Raw genomic sequence first — 20,717 nt, 5'->3', positions numbered from 1 at the left:
TGTACGGTGCTGCGCTCAGCCCCAGACGAGGCCCCTCGCGGGGTCGGCGAGGATGGCGCCCACATCGGCGATGAACTTGCTGCCGAGCTCGCCGTCGACGAGCCGGTGGTCGAACGACAGGGCCAGCTGGGTGACCCAGCGGGGCTCGATCGTCTCGGTGCCGTCGGCGGCGGTGACCACCCACGGCTGGCGGCGGATGGCGCCGAACGCCATGATCGCCGACTCGCCGGGGTTGATGATCGGGGTGCCGGTGTCGACGCCGAAGACGCCGACGTTGGTGATCGTGATCGTGCCGCCGGACATGTCGGCCGGCTGGGTGCGACCCTCACGAGCGGTGGCGGTCAGCGCGCCGATGGCCTCGGCGAGCTGGAGCATCGACATCTGGTCGGCGTCCTTGATGTTCGGGACGATGAGGCCCCGGGGCGTGGCGGCGGCGATGCCGAGGTTGACGTAGTGCTTGACCACGATCTCCTGCGCGGCCTCGTCCCACGTCGCGTTGATCTCGGGGTGGCGGCGGATCGCGACCGCCATCGCCTTGGCCAGCACCAGCAGCGGCGTGACCTTGACGTCCTTGAACTCGCGGTCCTTCTTCAGCCGCTCGACGAGCTCCATGGTGGCGGTGGCGTCGATGGTGACCCACTCGGTCACGTGCGGCGCCGTGAACGCGCTGCCGACCATCGCCTGGGCGGTCATCTTGCGGACACCCTTGATGGGGATGCGCGTCTCGCGCTCGCCACGGGTGAACACCGGGGCCTGATACGCCGCGGTGGGCTGCACGGCGGCCGCACCCTGGTCGATGCTCGCGCCCGTGCTCGTGCCGTCGGCGTGCGCCTGGACGTCTGCGCGGGTGATGATGCCGCCGTCGCCGGACCCGGCCACCACGCCGAGGTCGATGCCGAGGTCCTTGGCCAGCTTGCGGACCGGAGGCTTCGCCAGCGCCCGACCGCCACCGACGCGGGCCGCGGGAGCCGCGACCGGCTCCTCGGCGCGAGGCGTCGGCTGCTGGACCGCAGGAGCGACGGGTGCGGGAGCGACAGGAGCCGGAGCGGCCGCCGAGGCAACGGACGGCGCACCCTTGCGGGGGCGGCGCACGGCCTCGGTCTGCTTGACGCCGTAGCCGACGAGGACGGCGGTGCGACCGGTGGACGTGGTCCCGCCGATCTTGCCCTCCTCGATGGCCTCCTCCTCGGCGGCCGCCTTCTCCATCTTGGGAGCCGGGCTGCCCTCCATACCGGGCTCGACGGCGCGCTGCGCGCCGGCGTCCTGGACGCTCGTCGGTGCCCCGGTGCCGGCGCCGCCGGCGGTGTCGACGGCGATGATCGGCGTGCCGACCTCGACCGTGTCACCCTCGGAGACGAGCAGCGCCGTGACGGTGCCGGCGAACGGGACGGGGAGCTCGACCAGCGACTTGGCCGTCTCGATCTCGACGACGATGTCGTTGACCTTGACCGTGTCGCCGACCTTGACGTTCCAGGTGACGATCTCGGCCTCGGTCAGGCCCTCGCCCGGGTCGGGGAGCTTGAATTCCTTGGTGCTCATGGGTGTTCGCGTCCCTCTCAGAAAGCCAGCGAGCGGTCGACTGCGTCCAGGACGCGGTCGAGGTCGGGGAGGAACTCCTCCTCGAGCTTGCTGGGCGGGTAGGGCAGGTTGTAGCCGCCGACCCGCAGCACCGGGGCCTCGAGGTGGTAGAAGCAGCGCTGCTGCAGGGCCGCGGCGATCTCGGCGCCCATGCCGAGGAACGTCGAGGCCTCGTGGACGACGATGGTCCGGCCGGTCTTCTCCACGGACGCGGCGACCGTGTCGAGGTCGAGCGGGCTGAGGGTGCGCAGGTCGATGACCTCGAGGTTCTTCCCCTCCGCGGCAGCCGCCTCGGCGGCCTGCATGCAGGTCTTGACCATGGGGCCGTAGGCGACCAGCGTCGCGTCGGTGCCCTCACGCAGGACGTTGGCCCGCAGCAGCTCGCGAGGCGCGGCCGACTCGTCGACCTCGCCCTTGTCCCAGTAGCGGCGCTTGGGCTCGTAGAACAGCACCGGGTCGTCGGACTCGATGGCCTGCTGGATCATCCAGTAGGCGTCCTCGGCGTTGGAGCAGCAGACGACCTTCAGCCCCGCGGTGTGGGCGAAGTAGGCCTCGTTGGACTCCGAGTGGTGCTCGACCGCGCCGATGCCACCACCGACGGGGATGCGGATGACCATGGGCAGCTTGATCTTGCCGAGCGAGCGGGCCCGCATCTTGGCGACCTGGCTGACGATGTGGTCGAACGCCGGGTAGATGAAGCCGTCGAACTGGATCTCGACCACGGGGCGGTAGCCGCGCAGCGCCATGCCGATCGCGGTGCCGACGATGCCGGCCTCGGCGAGCGGGGTGTCGATGACACGGTCCTCGCCGAAGTCCTTCTGCAGGCCGTCGGTGACGCGGAAGACGCCACCGAGCTTGCCGATGTCCTCACCCATGAGGACGACCTTGGGGTCGCGCTCCATGGCGGCGCGCAGACCGTTGTTGATGCCCTTGGCGATCGTCATGGTGCCCATCAGTGACCACGCTCCGTGGCGAAACCGGCATGGTACTCGGCGAACTCCCGGCGCTCGGCCTCGACGACCGGGTGCTCCTCGACGTAGATGTGGTCGAACATCGAGTCGGGGGTCGGGTCGGGCATCGACAGGCAGCCCTCGCGGACGTGCGCGGCCAGCTCGTCGGCCTCGGTGTCCACCGCGTCGAAGAACTCCTGGTCGGCCTTCGCCGTGTGCACGAGGTAGGACTTGAGGCGCTCGATCGGGTCGCGGTGCTTCCACACCTCGACCTCGGCGGAGACGCGGTACTTGGTCGGGTCGTCCGACGTCGTGTGCGCACCCATGCGGTAGGTGTAGGCCTCGACGAAGGTCGGGCCCTGGCCGGAGCGGGCCGCGTCGAGCGCCTGCTTGGCGACGGCGTAGACGGCGAGGACGTCGTTGCCGTCGACCCGCACGCCCGGGAAGCCGAAGCCGCGCGCCCGCTGGTAGAGCGGGATACGGGTCTGGCGCTCGTTGGGCTCGGAGATGGCCCACTGGTTGTTCTGGCAGAAGAACACGACCGGGGCGTTGTTCACCGCGGCGTAGACGAACGCCTCGTTGACGTCCCCCTGCGCGGAGGCACCGTCGCCGAAGTAGGCGATCACCGCGGCGTCGCGGTCGGCGTCGCCGGTGCCCACGTCGCCGTCGCGCTGGATACCCATCGCGTAGCCGGTCGCGTGCAGCGTCTGGGCGCCGATGACGATCGTGTAGAGGTGGAAGTTCTTCTCGTTGGGGTCCCAGCCACCGTGGTTGACGCCACGGAAGAGCCCGAGGAGGTTGAGCGGGTCGACCCCGCGGCACCAGGCGACGCCGTGCTCGCGGTAGGTCGGGAAGGCGTAGTCCTGCGGGCGCATCGCGCGCCCCGAACCGACCTGCGCCGCCTCCTGGCCCAGCAGGCTGGCCCAGATGCCGAGCTCACCCTGGCGCTGGAGCGCGGTGGCCTCGGCGTCGACGCGGCGGATGAGGACGAGGTCGCGGTAGAAGCCGCGCAGGTCCTCGTCGGTCAGGTCCTTGACGTACTCGTCGTACTCGGCGTTCTCGACCCGCTGGCCCTCGGGCGTGAGCAGCTGGACCATCTCGGGTCCGCCGTCTCCGACCTCGGGCACGGGGGCGGTCAGCTCTGCCAGCACGTCGTCCTCGGCGGGACGGGTGCCGGCCTGCTCACCGGTACTGGCGACAGCGTTGTCGCTCACAGGCACTCCTTCTTCCTCCGGACCCGCGATGGCGGGCCCTTCGGCTCGGGCCGCGACGACCCATGCGGGGTCACCGCTGCTGGCGTTGCGCGGCAGGCTGGTTGCGCCGGTTGTGGCGGCGCTCACATAGGGCCTTGCTGGAGCCAAAGATAACGGGAGGCCGCGAAATCTCAGAATCCGGACCTCGGCCTCCTTCAGGCGATCTCGGACTTGCCGCGCCAGAGGTCGATGCCGGCCTCGACGGCGTCGCGGTCGATCTCCTCGAGCTCGGCGTCGGTGAAGCGCAGGTTGGCCACCGCGGCGGCGGAGTCCTCGAGCTGGGCGACCGAGGAGGCGCCGATGAGCACGGAGGAGACGCGCTCGTCGCGCAGCACCCAGGCCAGCGCCATCTGCGCCAGCGACTGCCCGCGCTCGGTGGCCAGGTCGTCGAGCTTGCGGATGTGCGCCAGCGACTCGTCGGTGAGCAGGTCGGGCGACAGCGACTTGCCCTGCGCGGCCCGCGAGCCCTCCGGCACGCCGCCGAGNCCGAGGGTGTCGAGCAGGCCACCCTCGACCCACCGGTTCAGCATCGAGTAGCTCGGCTGGTGGATCAGGAGCGGGACACCCAGTTCGGCGAGGACCTCGGCCGCCCGCTCGGTGCGCTCCGCGGAGTAGCTCGAGATGCCGGCATACAGTGCCTTGCCCTGCTTGACGGCGGTGGCGAGCGCCCCCATGGTCTCCTCGAGCGGGGTGTCCTCGTCCGGGCAGTGGCTGTAGAAGATGTCGACGTAGTCCAGGCCCATGCGCTGCAGGCTCTGGTCGAGGCTGGCGAGCAGGTACTTGCGCGAGCCGCCGATGCCGTAGGGGCCGGGCCACATGTCGTAGCCGGCCTTGGTGCTGATGACGAGCTCGTCGCGGTAGGGCCTGAAGTCGGCGGCGAAGTGGCGGCCGAAGTTGACCTCGGCGCTGCCGTACGGCGGGCCGTAGTTGTTGGCGAGGTCGAAGTGCGTGATGCCGATGTCGAACGCCCGGCGCAGGATCGCCCGCTGCACCTCGAACGGCTTGTCGTCGCCGAAGTTGTGCCACAGGCCCAGCGAGACCGCCGGGAGGTGCAGGCCGCTCTGGCCCACCTTGCGGTAGGGCATGGGGCCGTAGCGGTCCGGGTTGGGCAGGTATGCGGGGAGCCAGGTGTCGACCATGCCGACAGTCTGGCGCAGGATGGGTACATGAGGCCCCTCCGCGCGCGCTCGGCGGTCCCGTCACTGGTCGCGATGCTCGGCCTGGCCGCCTGCGGGACCGCCTCGCCAAGCACGACGACGACCTCGAGCGCGTCGACGGCCGCCCCCAGCCCGTCGAGCTCAGGACCGGTCGGACCGGTCGGAGGGCGTGGCCGCCTCGTCACCGTGACCGGGACCGTGGCGGCGGGTACGGAGCGTGGCTGCCTGCTGTTCTCGCCGGAGGACGGTCAGCCCGGCGGCGCCTGGGTGCTCGTCGGCCACACCGAGGGCCTGGAGGCAGGTCAGCGCGTCACCCTGCGCGGGGCACGCCTCGACGTGGCGACGACCACCTGCCAGCAGGGATCGGCGTTCCGGGTCGAGGAGGTCGTCGGCTGAGGCGGCAGAGCGGCCTCAGGACGCGGGGTGCTCCGTGAGGAAGTCGCCGGCGACACGGATGAGCACGTCGTTGGCCTCGGTCTCGCCGATCGTCGCGCGGACACCGTCGTCGCCGTACTGGCGCAGCGTGAGGCCCGCCTCCTGGGCGGCGGCAGCGAAGGCGCCGGAACGCTCCCCGAGGCCGAACCACACGAAGTTCGCCTCCGTGTCGGCGATGAACCAGCCCTGTCCGCGCAGGGCCTCCACGACCCGGGTGCGCTCGGCGACAAGCTGGTCGACCCGCTCCTTGAGCTCGTCGAACGCGCCGAGCGAGGCGACGGCCGCCGCCTGGGCGATCGAGTTGACGCCGAACGGGGTGGCCGTCTTGCGCAGCGCACTCGCGACCGGCGGGTGCGCGACGGCATACCCGACGCGGAGCCCGGCAAGGCCGTAGGCCTTGGAGAAGGTGCGCAGCACCATGACGTTGGGCCGCTCGCGGTAGAGCTCCAGGCTGCGCGGCGCGTCCTCGCCGGTGACGAACTCGACGTAGGCCTCGTCGATGACCACGAGCACCCGGGACGGCACCTGGTCGAGGAACCGCTCGAGCTCGGTGTGGGTGACCATCGGGCCGGTCGGGTTGTTGGGGGTGCAGACGATGACCACCTTGGTGCGGTCGGTGATCGCGGCGGCCATGGCGTCGAGGCGGTGGCGCGCGTGGTCGTCGAGGCCGACCTGCACCGACCTGGCTCCGGCGAGCGCGGTGACGATGGGATACGCCTCGAACGAGCGCCAGGCGTAGACGACCTCGTCGCCCGGATCGCACGTCGCCTGCACGAGCTGGCCGAGGACGCCGACCGAGCCGGTGCCGGTGGCGATGTGCTCGGTCGGCACCCCGAGGTGCTCGGCGAGGGCCTCGGTGAGCGCCGTGACGGCCATGTCGGGGTAACGGTTGACCTGCGTCGCGGCCTCGTGGATGACCTCGAGGACCGAGGGCAGCGGCGGGAACGGGTTCTCGTTGGAGGACACCTTGTAGGCCGTGACGCCCTCGCGCGCGGACGCCGGCTTGCCGGGCACGTAGGCCGGCACCTGGTCGAGGGCCGCACGCAGCCGGACGTCGGTCTCACGGATCGGGTCGCTCATGGGGGTCACTGTATGCGGCGTCGTCGCTGGTCGCGGCCCGGCCGCGACGGTCGTGCCCACCGACCCTGCGGATCATGGGGTGCGTCCGCCGCCGCCTCTGTGTGATCATGCGAGCGCACGGCAGCGCGGAGGGAAGGGGAGCATGACGACCGCGGACGGTGGGGAAGCCGAGCGGCACGACCTGTTCCGCCGGGTCGGTCGCCTCAGCGCCACCGTCAACGACCTCGCGCTCGACCACCTCGCCGGGAGGACGGCGTCCGGTTTCAGCCTGCTCGGCGCAGGCGTGAGGAACATCGACGACGGCCTCACCGCGCTCGAGCCGCAGGCGCGCAGGTCGGTGTGGTCGATCCTGCCGTCGACGCGCTTTCGGCCCCACGACGCCAGCCACGAGCTCAACGAGCGCTCCGCGCAGCGCGGCCTGGACCTGCGCACGGTGGTGAGCCCGCACTGCCTGACGGTCAACCCGCTGATGTCGTCCATCGACCCGGCCGTGCGGGTCGGCCACGTCTTCACCACGTTCATCCTCGTCGACGGCAGCGCGGCCGTCGTGTTCGGTCCCCCCGGCAACCACGGCGAGCCGACCGCCTGGCGCGCCACCCGCTCCGACGTGCTCGGCGCGGTCACGGACATCTGGACGCGGGTGTGGGCGTCATCGCGGCCCGCGGTGCCGCCCGGCGACGAGCCTCCCTTCACCCGCCGCCAGGTGCTGGTCGCGAGCCGGCTGGCTGCCGGCACCAAGGACGCCGCCATCGCCCGCGAGCTCGGGGTGTCGGTGCGCACCGTGGTGTCCGAGGTCGCCGCCATCGTCGAGCGCCTCGGGGCGCGGGGCCGCCTCGACGCCGTGCACGCGCTCGGCGCCGGCCTGACGACTCCTGCCACGGGGCCGCACGCCTACTGACCACGTCAAGCCGGGTTGCGTGTGCACGCACCCGCGCGTGTGCCGGTTGGCCCCGGGCGCGGCCGGGTGCCACAGTTTGCGCGGCGGCGCCTTCGGGGGAGGGATGCCGCCAGCGACCCGTCACCGCCCCCGTGCAGGGCAGCAGGTGGCGGGTCCGCAGACGCCACGAGACCGCATCCGGCGGGGAGATGCGGTCTCGTGGCGCTGCCGTGCCCGGCTCGGGTCAGTCGTCGTCCCCGTCGGGCAGGACCCAGTTGAGGACGATCGACACGATGGTCACGACCAGGGCGCCGAGGACCGCGTCCCAGAAGAAGTGGTCGATCGTGAAGCTCAGGCCGAGCGGGCCGGAGATCCACTCGGTCAGCTGGAGCATGAATGCGTTGACGATGAACGTGAACAGCCCGAGCGTCAGGATGATGAAGGGAAAGCTCAGCAGCTTGGCGATGGGCTTGACGATCGCGTTGACGAGCCCGAAGACCACGGCCACCAGCACCACGGTGGCGAACTTCGACCCGAACTTGCCGTCGCCGAAGCCGATGCCCGGGACGAGCCACGCCGCCACCCACAGCGCCACCGCGTTGACGGCGACCTTGATGAGGAAGTTCATGTCCCGATCGTGCCAGAGCGGTGTCGGCGGCGCAGGGACCCCGCGACCGCTGCCTCAGACGTGGCGGCGGCTCGTGACGACGCGGAAGCGGTTGGCCACGAACGCGGCATCGGTGTACGCGGCGTTGGCGGCCGGGTTGGCGCCGGTGCCGTGGAGGTCGGAGAACGCAGCCGTCTGGTTGACGAAGACCTGGCCGGTGAGGTTCTCCGAGAGCGCGACGCCGGCGTCGGCCGCGGCCTCGCGGGCCCGGTCGAGCACGTCCTCGGAGGTCGAGTAGACCGCCGCCGTCATCGCCCCGTGCTCGCGCACGGTGTCACGGAACTGGGCCAGCGACTGGTCGGTGCCGGACGTGGCGATGAGGAAGGTGACCGGCCCGAAGCACTCCTGGGTGTAGACGTCCTCACGGCTGGCGTCGACGGCGACAAGGCCCGGGGCGCGGACCACGGCGTCGGGCCAGGTCGGGTGGGTGACGGCTCGCGAGTCCAGGACGACCGTGCCACCCGCTTCGGCGGCGAGGTCGGCCACGCCCCCGGCATTGGCGCGGACCCCGTCGTTGACGGTGGCGCCGAGCAGCTCCACCGCCCGGGCGTCGTCACCGGTGAGCTTGCCCACGGCGGCGGCCAGGCGGGCGCCGAAGTCCTCGAACGACAGGTGGCCCTCGTCGGTGTCGATGCCGTCCCGGGGCACGTAGAGGTTCTGGGGCGTGGTGCACATCTGCCCGGAGTAGAGCGTCAGGGAGAACGCGAGGTTGCCCAGCACGCCGCGCAGGTTGTCGGTCGAGTCGACGACGACGGAGTTGACCCCCGCCTTCTCGGTGTAGACCAGCTGACCCCTGCCGGCGCCGGTCTCCTCGAGCCAGGCACCGAACGACGGTCCGCCCGTGTAGTCGACGATGCGCACTTCCTCGCGCTCGGCCAGGACCTTGGCGAGACCTTCGCCCTCGGCCTCGGGAGCGAGCTGCACCAGGTCCGGGCTGAACCCGGCGGCGGCCAGGACCTCACGGGCGACGGCGACCGAGATCGCGAGCGGCAGCACCGCGTGCGGGTGCGGCTTGACGATGACGGGGTTGCCGGTGACGAGGGACGCGAACAGCCCGGGGTAGCTGTTCCACGTCGGGAAGGTGTTGCAGCCGATGACGAGCGCGAGCCCACGGGGCACGATGCGGTAGTCCTTCTGCATGCGCAGCGGGGCGGGGTTGCCCTCCTTGTCGCGGCCGGGCTTCTCCCAGACGACCGAGGCAGGCACGCGCTCCTGCTCGACGAGCCCGGCGACGACGGCCTCGAGGGCGCGGTCCTGGGCGTGCGGCCCGGCGGCCTGGAAAGCCATGACGAAGGGCTGGCCGGACGTGTGCATCACCGAGTGGGCGATCTCGAAGGAGCGCCGGTTGATGCCTTCGATGACCTCCACGCAGACGGCTGCGCGAGTGCGGGCACCGGCGTCGCGCCAGGCCGGCAGGGCCGCGAGCCCGGCTGCCACGGCCGCGTCGACGTCGAGGTGGGGGTAGGTGATGCCCAGGGCCGGCCCGTACGGGGAGACCTCCTCGCCCGTCCACGTGCCGTCCGTCGCCACGTCACCGAGCGCACCGAAGGCCTTGTCGCGCAACGCCTCGAAGGCCTCCTGCCCCGCCTGGGCAGACCCCTCGCCGTACACGCGGGGCGACGGGGACTCGGGGTAGCGCGAGAAGTAGGAGCGGGCGGCGAGCGCGGCGGCGGCCTGCTCGAGCACGTCCGCGTGCTTCGCGACGAGGGGGTGCTGCTGGGACGGGGCGTGCTCGGTGGGCGACGTTGCCGTGGTCATGCGGTCATCGTAGGTGTCGCGCAGCGTCCCGCGACACGCGCGGAGCGGGTGGCTGCGAGCATGGGCGGATGAGCGACGTGAGCGACCGCAGCGACGACCTGTCAGACGACCTGGCACACGTGCTGGCCATGTGGGCCGACGACCGGGCCTCCCGCGACCTCGGCATGGAGGCCACCACCGTCGAGGTCGACCACGCGGTGGTCCGGATGACCGTCACCGACTCGATGGTCAACGGTCACGCCATCGCCCACGGCGGGTTCATCTTCACCCTGGCCGACTCGGCGTTCGCCCTGGCCTGCAACAGCCGCGGGCAGCTGACCGTCGCCGCCGGTGCCGACGTCGCCTTCGTGACCTCGGCACGGCTGGGCGACGTCCTCGTCGCCGACGCCCGTCAGCGGACCACCTACGGTCGCAGCGGCATCACCGACGTGACGGTGACGAGGGAGTCGGACGGCGCGGTCGTCGCCGAGTTCCGCGGCCGCTCGCGGAGCCTGCCGCCCCGGTAACCGAGCGCTGAACCGGCGCCTTCCGAGACCCGCGCTGAGGGGGTCCGCCGGGACCGCCGCACACGGTGATCGTCTCGCTATGCAGTGCCCCACCTGAGGGGGCACTGCATAGCAAGGCAAGACCGGGTGCCGGGCCTCCCCAAACCGCCTGCGCCCCTCCCCGCGCCCCTCCCCGCGCCCCTCCAGTTGTCCCCACCAGCGGCCTTGCGCGTCCGGCGTCCCCAGCCCGCGAGAACGACGTCGCCGCCGTCGCGGGGCGACGCGAGAGTGGGGACGTGGCGTACGAACGGTTCGACGACAAGGTGGCCCGGTGGGAGCGTGAGCTCGATGACGCCCGCGATGCCCTCACGCTCTGCGACAGCATCGTGATGGCCCTGCGCGCCGCGCGGTCGGAGTCGGGGGCGAGCCAGCGCGACCGCGCCGAGGCCACCGGCCTGAGCAAGAGCGCCGTCTCTCGACTCGAGTCGAACCCGGGCCGGCTCAAGCTCGACGACGTGGTCGCCGCGCTGGCCGACACCCGGTTCCACCTGAGGCTGTGCCACGACCTCGACGGCAGCCCGGTGCTCGCCGAGGACTGGACCTCGTCGGACGTGCTCGGCCGGGACCGGACCAACCGCCGGCTCCCGGCCCACGCCACGCCCCGTCGCGCGCGGTCGAGCCCGACGTGGTTCACGGCAAGGCACGGGTACGACGTGCCCGGCCCCGAGTGGACATGGCACCGTGACGCCTCGGGACGCTGAGGTGGCTCACGCCATACGCTGTGGCCATGCGCGTTCTGGTCACCGGCGGTGCCGGTTACATCGGGTCCCACACGGTCGTCCAGCTGGCCGCAGCCGGCCACGAGGTCGTGGTGGTCGACAGCTTCGCCAACTCCAAGCCGACGGTGGTCCCGCGGCTCGAGGCCCTGATCGGCGGCCACCTCGAGGTCCATGCCTTCGACCTCACCGACCGCGACAAGACCGAGAACCTGTTCGCCGAGCGGCAGTTCGACGCCGTCATCCACTTCGCCGGGCTCAAGGCCGTGGGCGAGAGCGTCGAGGTGCCGCTGGAGTACTACCAGAACAACCTCGACTCGACCTTCGCGCTCGTTCGCGCGATGCAGCGTCACGGCTGCTTCAAGCTCGTGTTCTCCTCCTCCGCGACGGTGTACGGCGAGAGTGCCGAGCCGCCGTTCACCGAGCACCTGCCCACCTCGGCGACCAACCCCTACGGGTGGACCAAGGTCATGCAGGAGCAGGTGCTGCGCGACGTCGCCCGCACCGACGACCGCTGGCGCATCGCGCTCCTGCGCTACTTCAACCCCGTGGGCGCACACGCGTCGGGCACCATCGGCGAGGACCCGCAGGGCATCCCCAACAACCTCATGCCGTTCATCGCCCAGGTGGCGGTGGGCACCCGCGAGAAGCTCAACGTCTTCGGTGACGACTACCCGACACCCGACGGCACGCCCCTGCGCGACTACATCCACGTCGAGGACCTGGCGGCCGGCCACCTCGCCGCCCTGACCAAGCTGGGCAGCACCGACGAGGTCGTCTCGACCTGGAACCTCGGCACGGGCCACGGGACCAGCGTCCTGGAGGTGCTGCACGCGTTCGAGCACGCCTGCGGGCACGAGCTGCCCTACGAGGTGGTCGGCCGCCGCGCCGGCGACATCGCCGCGTCGTACGCCGACCCCTCCAAGGCCGAGGCTGAGCTGGGCTGGAAGGCTGAGCGCACCATCGAGGACATGTGTGCCGACCAGTGGCACTGGCAGCGCGACAACCCGGTGGGCTACCCCGACTGACGCCTCGCGCCGCCCTGCTCGACGACCCAGTCGAACAGCGCCTGCTGGTGCGGCACCTCGTGGGCGTCCACCTCCGGGTGCCACTGCACGGCGACCACCCGGCCGTCGGCCGACTCCATCGCCTCGACGCACCCGTCCTCGCTCGTCGCCGACAGCAGCCAGCCCTCCGCGAGCCGGTCGCAGGCCTGGTGGTGGTTGGACCAGCTGCCGCGCCGCCCTGGTCCCATGAGGCGCTCGAGCAGCGTGCCGGGCACGACGTCGACGTCGTGCGGGTTGTTGGCGTGGGCGACCGTGGTCTCCTCGTAGTGCTGGTGGATGGTGCCGCCGAGCACGATGTTGAGCACCTGCATGCCGCGGCAGATCGCCAGGACGGGCACGCCGGCCTCGACGGCCGCCCGGCTCACGGCGACGTCGGCGGCGTCCTGCTCGGCGGGTGGGTGCGACTCCCGGGGATGCACGTCGGGGACGCCGAACGGGCGCAGGTCGAGGTCGTCGCCGCCCTGCAGGACGACGGCGTCGGCGAGGGCGACGAGGTCGCGGGCCCGCTCGAGGCCGTCGGGCCACGCGAGCAGCGGCTCCCCGCCCGCACGTGAGATGGAGTCCAGCAGCGACCGCGGCGCGAACAGACCGGGGCGCTCGCGCCCCTCGATGACGCGGGCCCACCGGGCTGGCACGAGGACGAGCGGTCGGCGCACGGCACGACCCTAACCGGCGAGGCAGCCGCGCCGCCGGAGCCGCTGAGACGAGCGTCACGGCGGGGCAGGACCTTCGCCCCTGCCGTCTGACCTACGACGAGTCGTAGTATGTACTACGCCGTGTAGTAATGCCCGTTGCCAAAGCACTCGTCGCGCAGGGAGACCGGAGCACCGATGGACAACCTCGACCTGGCCCGCTGGCAGTTCGCCATCACCACCGTCTACCACTTCCTGTTCGTCCCGGTCACGATCGGGCTCTCGGCCCTCGTGGCCTGGTACCACTCCTCCTGGGTGCGGCGCCGCCGCCAGGACGACCTGCGGCTCGCCAAGTTCTTCGGCAAGCTCTTCACGATCAACTTCGCCCTCGGGCTGGTCACCGGCATCGTGCAGGAGTTCCAGTTCGGCATGAACTGGTCGGACTACAGCCGCTTCGTGGGCGACATCTTCGGCGCACCGCTGGCGATCGAGGCGCTGCTCGCGTTCTTCCTCGAGTCGACCTTCCTCGGCCTGTGGATCTTCGGCTGGGGCCGGATCCCGGAGAAGCTCCACGCCGCCTGCATGTGGATCGTGCACGTGGGCACACTGCTCTCGGCCTACTTCATCCTCGCCGCCAACTCGTTCATGCAGAACCCGGTCGGCTACCGCTACAACCCCGAGACCGGCCGCGCTGAGCTCACCGACTTCGTCGCCGTCCTGACCAACAAGGTGCAGCTGGTGACGTTCCCGCACGTCGTCGCCGCGGCCTACATGGTCGGGGGTGCCGTCGTCATGGCCGTGGGGCTGTGGCACCTGCGGCGGGCCGACGTCGGCCGTGACTCCGGCTTGTACCGGCGCGCCACCCGGCTCGGCGCCGCCGTCACCCTCGTCGCGGGCCTGGCGGTGGCCGGCACCGGCGACGTCCAGGGCAAGATCATGACCGAGGTGCAGCCCATGAAGATGGCCGCGGCCGAGGCGCTCTACACGTCCTCCGACGGCAGCGCCCCCTTCTCCCTGCTGACCATCGGGTCGCTCGACGGCACGCAGGAGAAGTTCGCGGTGACGGTGCCGGGGCTGCTCAGCTTCCTCGCCACGGGCCACTTCGACGGCAGCGTCCAGGGCATCAACGAGCTCAAGGCGGAGTACGCGCAGCGGTTCGCCGGCAACCCGCTCACGGCCGACGCGACGTACACGCCGAACATCCCGCTGTCCTACTGGAGCTTCCGGCTCATGATCGGCGTCGGGATGCTGGCCGCCCTCCTCGCCCTCCTCACGCTCTGGACCACCCGCGGCGAGCGCGTCCCGCGTGCCCGGTGGTGGCACTGGGCGGTCATCGCGGCGCCCCTGCTGCCGATCCTCGGCAACAGCTTCGGCTGGATCTTCACCGAGGCCGGCCGCCAGCCCTGGCTGGTGTTCGGGGTGATGGCGACGAAAACCGGGGTCTCGCCCTCGGTGTCCGCCGGTGAGGTCGTGACGTCGATGGTCGTCTACACGCTGCTCTACGGCGTCCTGGCCGTCATCGAGGTCAAGCTCTTCCTCACCTACCTGCGGGCCGGGGCGCCGCCCTTCGAGGAGCCCGCGACGCCGGAGACCACCGACGAGGACGCCCCGCTGGCGTTCGCGTACTGAGAACCACGAGAGAGATCGGAACCCGTCATGGAGCTCAGCACCGTCTGGTTCGTCATCATCGCCGTCCTGTGGACCGGCTACTTCGTCCTCGAGGGCTTCGACTTCGGTGTGGGCATGCTGCTGCCGGTGCTCGGCCGCGGCGAGGACGCCGAGACCACCGAGAAGCGGCGGCGCGTCCTGGTCAACACCATCGGCCCCGTCTGGGACGGCAACGAGGTATGGGTCCTCACCGCCGGCGGCGCGACCTTCGCCGCGTTCCCGCACTGGTACGCGACGATGTTCAGCGCCTTCTACCTCCCCCTGCTGCTCATCCTCGTCGCGCTCATCGTGCGCAACCTCGGCTTCGACTACCGCGGCAAGCGCGACGACGCCCGGTGGCGCGCCCGGTGGGACGTGGCGATCATCGCCGGGTCGGCGGTGCCCGCGCTGCTGTGGGGCGTCGCGCTGACCAACGTCGTGCGCGGCCTGCCGATCGACGCGCACAAGGAGTTCACCGGCAACCTCTTCACCCTGCTCAACCCGGTGTCGCTGCTCGGCGGCCTCGTGACCGTCGGCCTGTTCCTCACCCACGGCGCCCTGTTCACCGCGCTCAAGACCACCGGCCCGATCCGTGAGGACGCCCGGGCGGTCGCCACCCGGACCGGCGTCGTGACGGCGGTGCTGGCCGTCGCCCTCCTCGTCATCCTCGGCGCCGGCGGCGGCACCGCCTGGTCGTGGCTGACGACGGTGGTCGCCGCCGGCTCGCTGGTCGGCGCCCTGGCGGCCAACCTGCGCGGACGGGAGGGCTGGGCGTTCGTCGGCACCTTCGTCACCATCGTGATGGCGGTGGCGACCTACTTCCTGCTGCTCTTCCCGGACGTCATGCCCAGCACGCTCGACGCGGCCTGGTCGCTGACCACGGCGAACGCCTCCAGCACGCCGTACACGCTGAAGATCATGACCTGGGTGGCCGTGGTGTTCACCCCGATCGTGCTGCTCTACCAGTCGTGGACCTACTGGGTGTTCCGCAAGCGGATCGGCACCGACCACATCCCTGCCGCCACGGGCCCCGGCACTCCTGCCGGCGGCGAGGGCGTGGCTACCACCCGGCCGGACGCACGCGCCACCCAGCCGGACGGCACCCGCACGTCCGAGCCGGCCGGGCGCTGATGCGGCCGTTCGACCCCCACGTCCTGCGCACCCTGCCCGAGGCGAGGCGGCCACTGGGCATCCTCGCCGCGGTGGGCGTGGCGCAGGGCGTGGCCACCGTGGCGACCGCCTTCGCCCTGTCGGCGGTCGTCGTCGCCGTGGTGGAGGGCGCACCCGTCGGGGCCCCGGCCACCGGCCTCGCGACGCTGTTCGTCGTGCGGGGTCTGCTCGCCCTGGCCACGGAGCGGGTTGCCGCCACGGCCGGCGTCGCGGTGAGCGCTGCGGCGAGGGCCCGGCTGCTGCGCGGCTGGCTCGCCGCACCCGCCGAACGACGCCCCGACCCGGCGACCGCGCTCGTGCTCGCCGACCAGGGAGCGACCAGCATCGAGCCGTACGTCGCCCGCTACCTGCCAGCGCTGCTCACCGCCGCGGTGGTGCCCCCGCTGGCGATCGTGGTGCTGGCCGTCGTCGACTGGCCCAGCGCGCTGGTCGTCGTCCTCACCCTGCCGCTGCTCCCGCTGTTCGCCGCGCTCATCGGGGCCACCACCCGTGACGCCACCGCCCGCAGGTGGCAGGCCCTGTCGGCCCTGTCAGGGCACTTCCTCGACGTCGTCCGCGGTCTGCCGACGCTGGTGGCGTACGGCCGGGCCCAGCGCCAGACCGAGGTCGTCGGCGCGGTGAGCCAGCGCCACCGCCGGGCGACGATGGCCACCCTGCGACTGGCCTTCCTCAGCTCCGCGGCGCTCGAGCTGCTCGCCACGATCTGCGTCGCGATCGTGGCGGTGACCGTCGGGCTGCGGTTGTCCCACGGCGGACTCGCCCTCGGCACCGCACTGGTCGCCATCCTGCTCGCGCCCGAGGCGTACTGGCCGATCCGACGGGTGGGCGCCGAGTTCCACAGCGCGGCCGACGGNCCCGCCTCGTCCGCGTCCGAGCCCACGCTGGCGCAGGTGCTGGTCCGCGACCTCACCTACGCCCACCCGGGCTCGGACCGCCCGGTCCTCGACGGGCTCGACCTCACGGCCGGCGTCGGGCTCACCGTCGTGACCGGCCCCTCCGGCGTGGGCAAGTCGACCCTCCTCGAGCTGGTGGCGGGCCTGCGGGAGCCGGCGTCCGGCACCGTCACCGCACCGCGAACCCACCTGGTGACCCAGCGACCGTTCCTCACGCCGGGCAGCGTCCGCGCCAACCTCACCCTCGGCGTCGACGGCGCGACGGGTCCCGAGGAGCTGTGGGCCGTCCTGCGCCGGGTCGGCCTCGACGGTCCGGTGGCCGCCCTGCCCTCGGGCCTCGACACCGCGCTCGGCGACGACGGGCGTGGGCTCTCCGCCGGCCAGCGCGCCAGACTCGCGCTCGCCCGAGCCCTGCTCAGCGACGCCACCGTGGTCCTGCTCGACGAGCCCACGGCCCACCTCGACCCAGCCTCGGTGGCCCTGGTCCACGACGTCGTCACCGAGCTGGCCGAGCGGCGCTGCGTCGTGGCGGTCACCCACCGCTCCGAGCTCGTCGCGCTCGCCGACCAGCACGTCCACCTCCAGGCTGCGGCGGTGGCGGCATGAGTCCCGTCGCCCGCCCGGGGCTTCGCGCCGCCTCACCGCGCGTCGTGGTCGCCGGCGCCATCGGGGCCGCAGCCCTCGCCTCGGGGGTCGCGCTCACGGCCACCTCCGGGTGGCTCATCGTCCGCGCCGCCGAGCGCCCGGTCATCCTCACCCTGCTCACCGCGATCGTCGCGGTCCGGACGTTCGGCATGGCCCGGCCCGTGCTTCGATACTGGGAGCGGCTGCGCTCCCACGACGCCGCCCTGGACGACCTCGCGCAGGCCCGCACCGCCGTGTACGCAGCCCTCGTCCCGCTCACGCCGGCAGGCCTGCCGAGGCGCGGCCGCTCTGCGGTGCTCAGCGGCGTCGTCGACGACGTCACCGACCGGGTCGAGGCGCAGGTGCGGGTGACCGTCCCGGTCGTCGCCGTGCTGCTCACCGGCGTGGGCACCGCGGCCCTGTGCGCATGGGTCGAACCGCTCGCCGGGGCGGTCGTCGCGGCCCTGGTCGTCGTCGCCGGAGCCGCGACCGTCGTGGCGTGGCGCACCGAGTCACGCAGCCAGCTCGAGCTCGGCGCGGCCCGGGCCGACGTCACCCGCACCTGCGAGCTGGTCGCGGGCCAGGCCGCCGAGCTGCAAGCCGTGGGGGCGACCTCCACGGCCGCCCGCTGGGTCGACCGGGCCCACGCCGAGGTCGCCCGCGCGACCCGGCGCCAGGTGGCCGGCCGAGCCGGGGCAGCCGCCACCCTGCCGGTCGCCACCATGCTCGCGACCCTGGGCTGCGCCGCCGTCGCAGTGCGAGCCGACCGCTCGGCACCCGTGCTGGCGCTGCTCGTGCTCGCGCCGTTCGCGCTCGCCGAGGTGTTCGCGCCGCTGCCGGACGTCGCCCGCGCCTGGGCCCGCGCCCGGGCCGCCTCCGACCGGCTGGAGTCCCTCCTTCGCTCCACCCCGGCCGTGGCAGGGGACCCGAGCCCGGCCCGCGCCGCCCGCGCCGCCGCCACGACCTCCATCGACCACGTCGACCTGGCCTCGCCGCACCCGGCCGCCTCCGCCGACGGGTCACCGACCCACGTGCCCGACCTCCGCCTGGTGGGAGTGAGCGCCAGCTGGGACGGCACGCGCGAGGCGCTGCCCCCCACGGACCTGCACCTCGCGGCCGGCGACGTGCTGGCGCTCACCGGGCCGAGCGGCGGCGGCAAGTCCACCCTGGTCGCCGTGCTCGCGCGCCACCTCGACCCGACCCGTGGCAGCTACCTGGTCGACGGCACCGATGTCCGCGACCTGCGCCTGGACGCGGTCCGCGACCTCGTGGCCGTCGTCGACGACGACCCGCACGTCTTCGCGACCAGTCTGCGCGAGAACCTGCGGCTGGCCCGCCCCGACGCCGAGGACCCCGACGTGGTGGCCGCACTGCGGGCCGCAGGTCTAGGGGGTTGGTTCGGCTCGCTGCCCGAGGGTCTCGACACCACGCTCGGCACCGGCGGCCGCGGGGTCAGCGGCGGCGAGCGCGCCCGCCTCTCCATCGCGCGGGCCCTGCTGTCAGGGCGGCCCGTGCTCCTCCTCGACGAGCCCGTCGCCCACCTCGACCACCCGACCGCGGTCGCCGTCCTGCGCGACCTGGTCGCCGCCCGACAGGGCCGCAGCATCCTCGTCGTGAGCCACCGCCCCGAGGGGCTCACGGACGCGGACGGCATCATGGAGCTGGCACGCCCGGAGGTCGGGCTGCCGCACGAGGTGGGATGACGATGCCGCACAAAGCGATCAACAAGCTCGGCGAGCTCGAGCGCGCCGTGATGGACACGGTGTGGCAGGCCCAGGCCGAGGGCCGCTCGCCGGTGTCGGTCCGGACCGTCCACGACGAGCTGAGCCGGTCGCGCGACCTCGCCTACACGACGGTCATGACCGTCATGGGCCGCCTCGCCGACGGCGGGCTGCTCACCCAGGAGCGCAGCGGACGCGCCTACCTGTACGCCGCGGCCGACTCCCGCGAGGAGCTCACCGCCACGACGATGCGCGAGCACCTCAGCGGCATGGCGACCGCCGACCGGCGCACGGCGATGCTGCACTTCCTCGGCGACGCGACGGTCGAGGAGATCGCCGACCTCAAGGCCGCCCTGGCCGAGGTCGAGCAGCGGCACGCGACCGGTGCCGCCGCGCCGTCGCCCGCCCGGGGCACGGAGCCCTGACCGGCGAGCTGTCGCCGGCGGCGCCCGTCGCGCTCGCCCTGGGCGCCGTCCTGCTGGCGGGTCCCGGACCGCGGGTCATGGCGGGCCTCACCCGGTTCCGGCGCGCACCGTTCGAGGCCCTCGTGGTGTGGCAGTGCGTGGCGCTCGCCGGGGTCGTCGCCGCCCTGGCCGTCGCCCCTGCCGCCGTCGCGAGCGCGGGCCTGCCGGGCTGGGCGACCGCGGTCGCCCTGGCCCTGAGCGCGGCGATGCTGGCCCGCCTGCTCTGGTCCGGTCACCGGGTCGGCACCCGGCTGCGCAGCGAGCGACGCCGGCACCGCGAGCTCGTCGACGCCCTCGGCACCCACGACGACAGTGTGGCGACGAGGGCAGCAGGCAGCGAGGTCCGCGTGCTCGCCCACCCCACGCCCACGGCGTACTGCCTGCCCGGCCGGCGCCAGCGCGTCGTCCTGACCGAGGGCACCCTGCTGGCCCTGCCCGCTGACGAGCTCTCGGCGGTGCTCGCCCACGAACGTGCCCACCTGCAGGCGCGCCACGACCTCGTCCTCGAGTTCTTCACCGTGCTCCACGAGGCGGTGCCGCCCCGGCTGCGGGCGGTCGAGGCCCTGCGGGAGGTGCGGTTGCTCGTCGAGGTGCTCGCCGACCGGGCGGCGCGCCGGGTGGCCGGCCCCGTACCCCTCGCCCGCGCGCTCGTCAGCCTGGCCGGCGGGGCCCACCCCGAGACTGCCCTGGGGGCGACGGACGGACCCGGCGCCCACGCAGGCACCTCGGCGACCCGCGACCGGATGCTGCTGCTGACCGAACCCGACGCGCCACTGGTGCTGCGGGTCGGGATGCTCGCCTTCGCCGTCGCCGTGCTCGCCACCCCCGTGCTGCTGCTGGTCGTCGCGGTGGGTTGAATGGCGTCATGAGTGCGCACCGCCCCTATCGCGTGACCGTGGTCTGCACCGGCAACATCTGCCGGTCCCCCATGGGCGAGCTGCTGCTGCGCGAGCGGTTCGCCGAGGCGGGGCTGGCCGAGGTGGTCGTCGTCGACTCGGCCGGCACCCACTCGTGGGAGGTCGGCAACCCGGCCGACCCGCGCACCCTCGCCGTCCTGGCCCGCAACGGCCACGAGGACCACGGCGGCGCCGACCACGTGGCCCGGCGGTTCGAGCGCGCCTGGCTCGACGAGGTCGACCTGGTGCTCGCCGCCGACGCGGGTCACCTGCGCGAGCTCACCAAGCTGGCCCGGAGCGAGGAGCAGCGCGCCAAGATCCGGATGTTCCGCTCCTTCGACCCGATGGCTGCCGAGCAGGGCGACCTCGACATGGACGACCCCTGGTACGGCGACGACACCGCGTTCGACCAGACGTATGCCGAGGTCACCGCCGCGGCCGCCGGCGTGGTGGAGCACGTACGCCGCGAGCTGGCCTCCCGCCGCGACTGACCCCGCGCAGTCCGTCCACGCGGCGACCGCAGCCGCCGAGACCTGGCTGCTGGACGCTATGCAGTGCCCCGGGACGTGGGGCAGTGCATGGCGTCG

General features: G+C 72.7%; 20 protein-coding genes and 2 pseudogenes. 13 read left to right on the top strand and 9 right to left on the bottom strand.

Annotated features, from left to right (window positions below; all coding sequences use genetic code 11):
• Positions 1–15: 15 nt before the first annotated feature.
• The 5 genes and pseudogenes from ASG70_RS05910 to ASG70_RS05895 all read right to left on the bottom strand — a co-directional run.
• On the bottom strand, positions 16–1,539 hold the full coding sequence (locus ASG70_RS05910; protein ID WP_056882919.1) for a dihydrolipoamide acetyltransferase family protein: 1,524 nt from the start codon (positions 1,537–1,539) through the stop codon (positions 16–18).
• A 17-nt stretch (positions 1,540–1,556) separates the two neighbouring features.
• Positions 1,557–2,531 (bottom strand): alpha-ketoacid dehydrogenase subunit beta, encoded by a 975-nt coding sequence (locus ASG70_RS05905; RefSeq protein WP_200949207.1) that lies wholly within the window; start codon positions 2,529–2,531, stop codon positions 1,557–1,559.
• Positions 2,531–3,742: a pyruvate dehydrogenase (acetyl-transferring) E1 component subunit alpha gene (gene pdhA / locus ASG70_RS05900; protein WP_056882918.1), complete on the bottom strand. Its 1,212-nt coding sequence runs from the start codon at positions 3,740–3,742 to the stop codon at positions 2,531–2,533. The genes ASG70_RS05905 and pdhA overlap by 1 nt, the downstream gene beginning before the upstream one ends.
• A gap of 194 nt (positions 3,743–3,936) precedes the next feature.
• Positions 3,937–4,266: pseudogene (locus ASG70_RS19865) on the bottom strand (aldo/keto reductase); the annotation flags it as partial.
• A gap of 1 nt (position 4,267) precedes the next feature.
• Positions 4,268–4,920: aldo/keto reductase (locus tag ASG70_RS05895; RefSeq protein ID WP_235531388.1), on the bottom strand; the 653-nt coding region annotated here is incomplete at its 3' end.
• 27 nt (positions 4,921–4,947) lie between these two features.
• On the opposite strand from ASG70_RS05895, the gene ASG70_RS05890 reads away from it, so the two are divergent.
• Entirely contained in the window at positions 4,948–5,334 is a 387-nt protein-coding gene (locus ASG70_RS05890) for a hypothetical protein (protein WP_056882916.1), read from the top strand.
• Positions 5,335–5,349: 15 nt separating this feature from the next.
• On the opposite strand, the gene hisC is transcribed toward ASG70_RS05890, so the two are convergent.
• Complete coding sequence (gene hisC, locus ASG70_RS05885; RefSeq protein WP_056882915.1) at positions 5,350–6,453, bottom strand: histidinol-phosphate transaminase; 1,104 nt, start codon at positions 6,451–6,453, stop codon at positions 5,350–5,352.
• A 142-nt stretch (positions 6,454–6,595) separates the two neighbouring features.
• On the opposite strand from hisC, the gene ASG70_RS05880 reads away from it, so the two are divergent.
• On the top strand, positions 6,596–7,351 hold the full coding sequence (locus ASG70_RS05880; RefSeq protein ID WP_056882914.1) for a helix-turn-helix transcriptional regulator: 756 nt from the start codon (positions 6,596–6,598) through the stop codon (positions 7,349–7,351).
• A 223-nt stretch (positions 7,352–7,574) separates the two neighbouring features.
• On the opposite strand, the gene ASG70_RS05875 is transcribed toward ASG70_RS05880, so the two are convergent.
• Both ASG70_RS05875 and paaN read right to left on the bottom strand, forming a co-directional pair.
• Entirely contained in the window at positions 7,575–7,958 is a 384-nt protein-coding gene (locus ASG70_RS05875) for a phage holin family protein (RefSeq protein WP_056882913.1), read from the bottom strand.
• 54 nt (positions 7,959–8,012) lie between these two features.
• On the bottom strand, positions 8,013–9,755 hold the full coding sequence (gene paaN, locus ASG70_RS05870) for a phenylacetic acid degradation protein PaaN (protein ID WP_056882912.1): 1,743 nt from the start codon (positions 9,753–9,755) through the stop codon (positions 8,013–8,015).
• Positions 9,756–9,823: 68 nt separating this feature from the next.
• On the opposite strand from paaN, the gene paaI reads away from it, so the two are divergent.
• The 3 genes from paaI to galE all read left to right on the top strand — a co-directional run bounded on the left by paaI (position 9,824) and on the right by galE (position 12,044).
• Complete coding sequence (gene paaI / locus ASG70_RS05865) at positions 9,824–10,261, top strand: hydroxyphenylacetyl-CoA thioesterase PaaI (RefSeq protein WP_200949206.1); 438 nt, start codon at positions 9,824–9,826, stop codon at positions 10,259–10,261.
• Positions 10,262–10,536: 275 nt separating this feature from the next.
• Positions 10,537–11,001 carry a helix-turn-helix domain-containing protein gene (locus ASG70_RS05860; protein WP_056882911.1) on the top strand — a complete coding sequence of 155 codons (465 nt, stop codon included), beginning with the start codon at positions 10,537–10,539 and terminating at the stop codon, positions 10,999–11,001.
• 26 nt (positions 11,002–11,027) lie between these two features.
• Positions 11,028–12,044 carry a UDP-glucose 4-epimerase GalE gene (gene galE / locus ASG70_RS05855; protein WP_056883237.1) on the top strand — a complete coding sequence of 339 codons (1,017 nt, stop codon included), beginning with the start codon at positions 11,028–11,030 and terminating at the stop codon, positions 12,042–12,044.
• Here the strand turns inward: galE and ASG70_RS05850 are convergent.
• Complete coding sequence (locus tag ASG70_RS05850; protein ID WP_056882910.1) at positions 12,032–12,739, bottom strand: gamma-glutamyl-gamma-aminobutyrate hydrolase family protein; 708 nt, start codon at positions 12,737–12,739, stop codon at positions 12,032–12,034. The genes galE and ASG70_RS05850 overlap by 13 nt on opposite strands.
• Positions 12,740–12,913: 174 nt before the next feature.
• Here ASG70_RS05850 and ASG70_RS05845 point away from each other — a divergent pair, with 174 nt between their 5' ends.
• The 8 genes and pseudogenes from ASG70_RS05845 (at position 12,914) to ASG70_RS05815 (ending at position 20,621) form a co-directional block, all read left to right on the top strand.
• The gene (locus tag ASG70_RS05845) at positions 12,914–14,344 is read left to right on the top strand and encodes a cytochrome ubiquinol oxidase subunit I (protein ID WP_056882909.1); all 1,431 of its coding nucleotides are present in this window, start codon (positions 12,914–12,916) and stop codon (positions 14,342–14,344) included.
• A gap of 27 nt (positions 14,345–14,371) precedes the next feature.
• A complete protein-coding gene (cydB, locus tag ASG70_RS05840) occupies positions 14,372–15,493 on the top strand; it encodes a cytochrome d ubiquinol oxidase subunit II (RefSeq protein ID WP_082590172.1) in 1,122 nt (373 codons plus the stop codon).
• Positions 15,493–16,385: pseudogene (locus ASG70_RS19860) on the top strand (ABC transporter transmembrane domain-containing protein); the annotation flags it as partial. The gene cydB and the pseudogene ASG70_RS19860, both read left to right, overlap by 1 nt.
• Position 16,386: 1 nt before the next feature.
• On the top strand, positions 16,387–17,031 hold a 645-nt coding region (locus ASG70_RS19855), incomplete at its 5' end, for an ATP-binding cassette domain-containing protein (protein WP_235531370.1).
• Entirely contained in the window at positions 17,028–18,752 is a 1,725-nt protein-coding gene (gene cydC, locus ASG70_RS05830) for a thiol reductant ABC exporter subunit CydC (protein WP_056882907.1), read from the top strand. The genes ASG70_RS19855 and cydC, both read left to right, overlap by 4 nt.
• 2 nt (positions 18,753–18,754) lie before the next feature.
• Positions 18,755–19,195 carry a BlaI/MecI/CopY family transcriptional regulator gene (locus ASG70_RS05825; protein WP_056883236.1) on the top strand — a complete coding sequence of 147 codons (441 nt, stop codon included), beginning with the start codon at positions 18,755–18,757 and terminating at the stop codon, positions 19,193–19,195.
• Positions 19,196–19,272: 77 nt separating this feature from the next.
• On the top strand, positions 19,273–20,091 hold the full coding sequence (locus ASG70_RS05820) for a M56 family metallopeptidase (RefSeq protein ID WP_082590170.1): 819 nt from the start codon (positions 19,273–19,275) through the stop codon (positions 20,089–20,091).
• An 8-nt stretch (positions 20,092–20,099) separates the two neighbouring features.
• Entirely contained in the window at positions 20,100–20,621 is a 522-nt protein-coding gene (locus tag ASG70_RS05815; protein ID WP_056882906.1) for a low molecular weight protein-tyrosine-phosphatase, read from the top strand.
• Positions 20,622–20,717: the final 96 nt, after the last annotated feature.

The sequence above is a fragment of the Phycicoccus sp. Soil748 genome, from assembly GCF_001428025.1.
In the GTDB taxonomy this organism is placed as follows: domain Bacteria; phylum Actinomycetota; class Actinomycetes; order Actinomycetales; family Dermatophilaceae; genus Pedococcus.
This window is presented reverse-complemented; position numbering and strand designations above follow the sequence as displayed.

What these genes read in the sequence shown, in the direction of transcription:
- paaI (WP_200949206.1), top strand. Translation starts at nt 9,824, where the DNA reads ATGAGCGACGTGAGCGACCGCAGCGACGACCTGTCAGACGACCTGGCA.
- galE (WP_056883237.1), top strand. Translation starts at nt 11,028, where the DNA reads ATGCGCGTTCTGGTCACCGGCGGTGCCGGTTACATCGGGTCCCACACG.
- paaN (WP_056882912.1), bottom strand. Translation starts at nt 9,755, where the DNA reads ATGACCACGGCAACGTCGCCCACCGAGCACGCCCCGTCCCAGCAGCAC.
- ASG70_RS05815 (WP_056882906.1), top strand. Translation starts at nt 20,100, where the DNA reads ATGAGTGCGCACCGCCCCTATCGCGTGACCGTGGTCTGCACCGGCAAC.
- ASG70_RS05875 (WP_056882913.1), bottom strand. Translation starts at nt 7,958, where the DNA reads ATGAACTTCCTCATCAAGGTCGCCGTCAACGCGGTGGCGCTGTGGGTG.
- cydB (WP_082590172.1), top strand. Translation starts at nt 14,372, where the DNA reads ATGGAGCTCAGCACCGTCTGGTTCGTCATCATCGCCGTCCTGTGGACC.
- ASG70_RS05905 (WP_200949207.1), bottom strand. Translation starts at nt 2,531, where the DNA reads ATGGGCACCATGACGATCGCCAAGGGCATCAACAACGGTCTGCGCGCC.
- ASG70_RS05825 (WP_056883236.1), top strand. Translation starts at nt 18,755, where the DNA reads ATGCCGCACAAAGCGATCAACAAGCTCGGCGAGCTCGAGCGCGCCGTG.
- ASG70_RS05890 (WP_056882916.1), top strand. Translation starts at nt 4,948, where the DNA reads ATGAGGCCCCTCCGCGCGCGCTCGGCGGTCCCGTCACTGGTCGCGATG.
- ASG70_RS05820 (WP_082590170.1), top strand. Translation starts at nt 19,273, where the DNA reads ATGGCGGGCCTCACCCGGTTCCGGCGCGCACCGTTCGAGGCCCTCGTG.
- ASG70_RS05880 (WP_056882914.1), top strand. Translation starts at nt 6,596, where the DNA reads ATGACGACCGCGGACGGTGGGGAAGCCGAGCGGCACGACCTGTTCCGC.
- cydC (WP_056882907.1), top strand. Translation starts at nt 17,028, where the DNA reads ATGAGTCCCGTCGCCCGCCCGGGGCTTCGCGCCGCCTCACCGCGCGTC.
- hisC (WP_056882915.1), bottom strand. Translation starts at nt 6,453, where the DNA reads ATGAGCGACCCGATCCGTGAGACCGACGTCCGGCTGCGTGCGGCCCTC.
- ASG70_RS05845 (WP_056882909.1), top strand. Translation starts at nt 12,914, where the DNA reads ATGGACAACCTCGACCTGGCCCGCTGGCAGTTCGCCATCACCACCGTC.
- ASG70_RS05910 (WP_056882919.1), bottom strand. Translation starts at nt 1,539, where the DNA reads ATGAGCACCAAGGAATTCAAGCTCCCCGACCCGGGCGAGGGCCTGACC.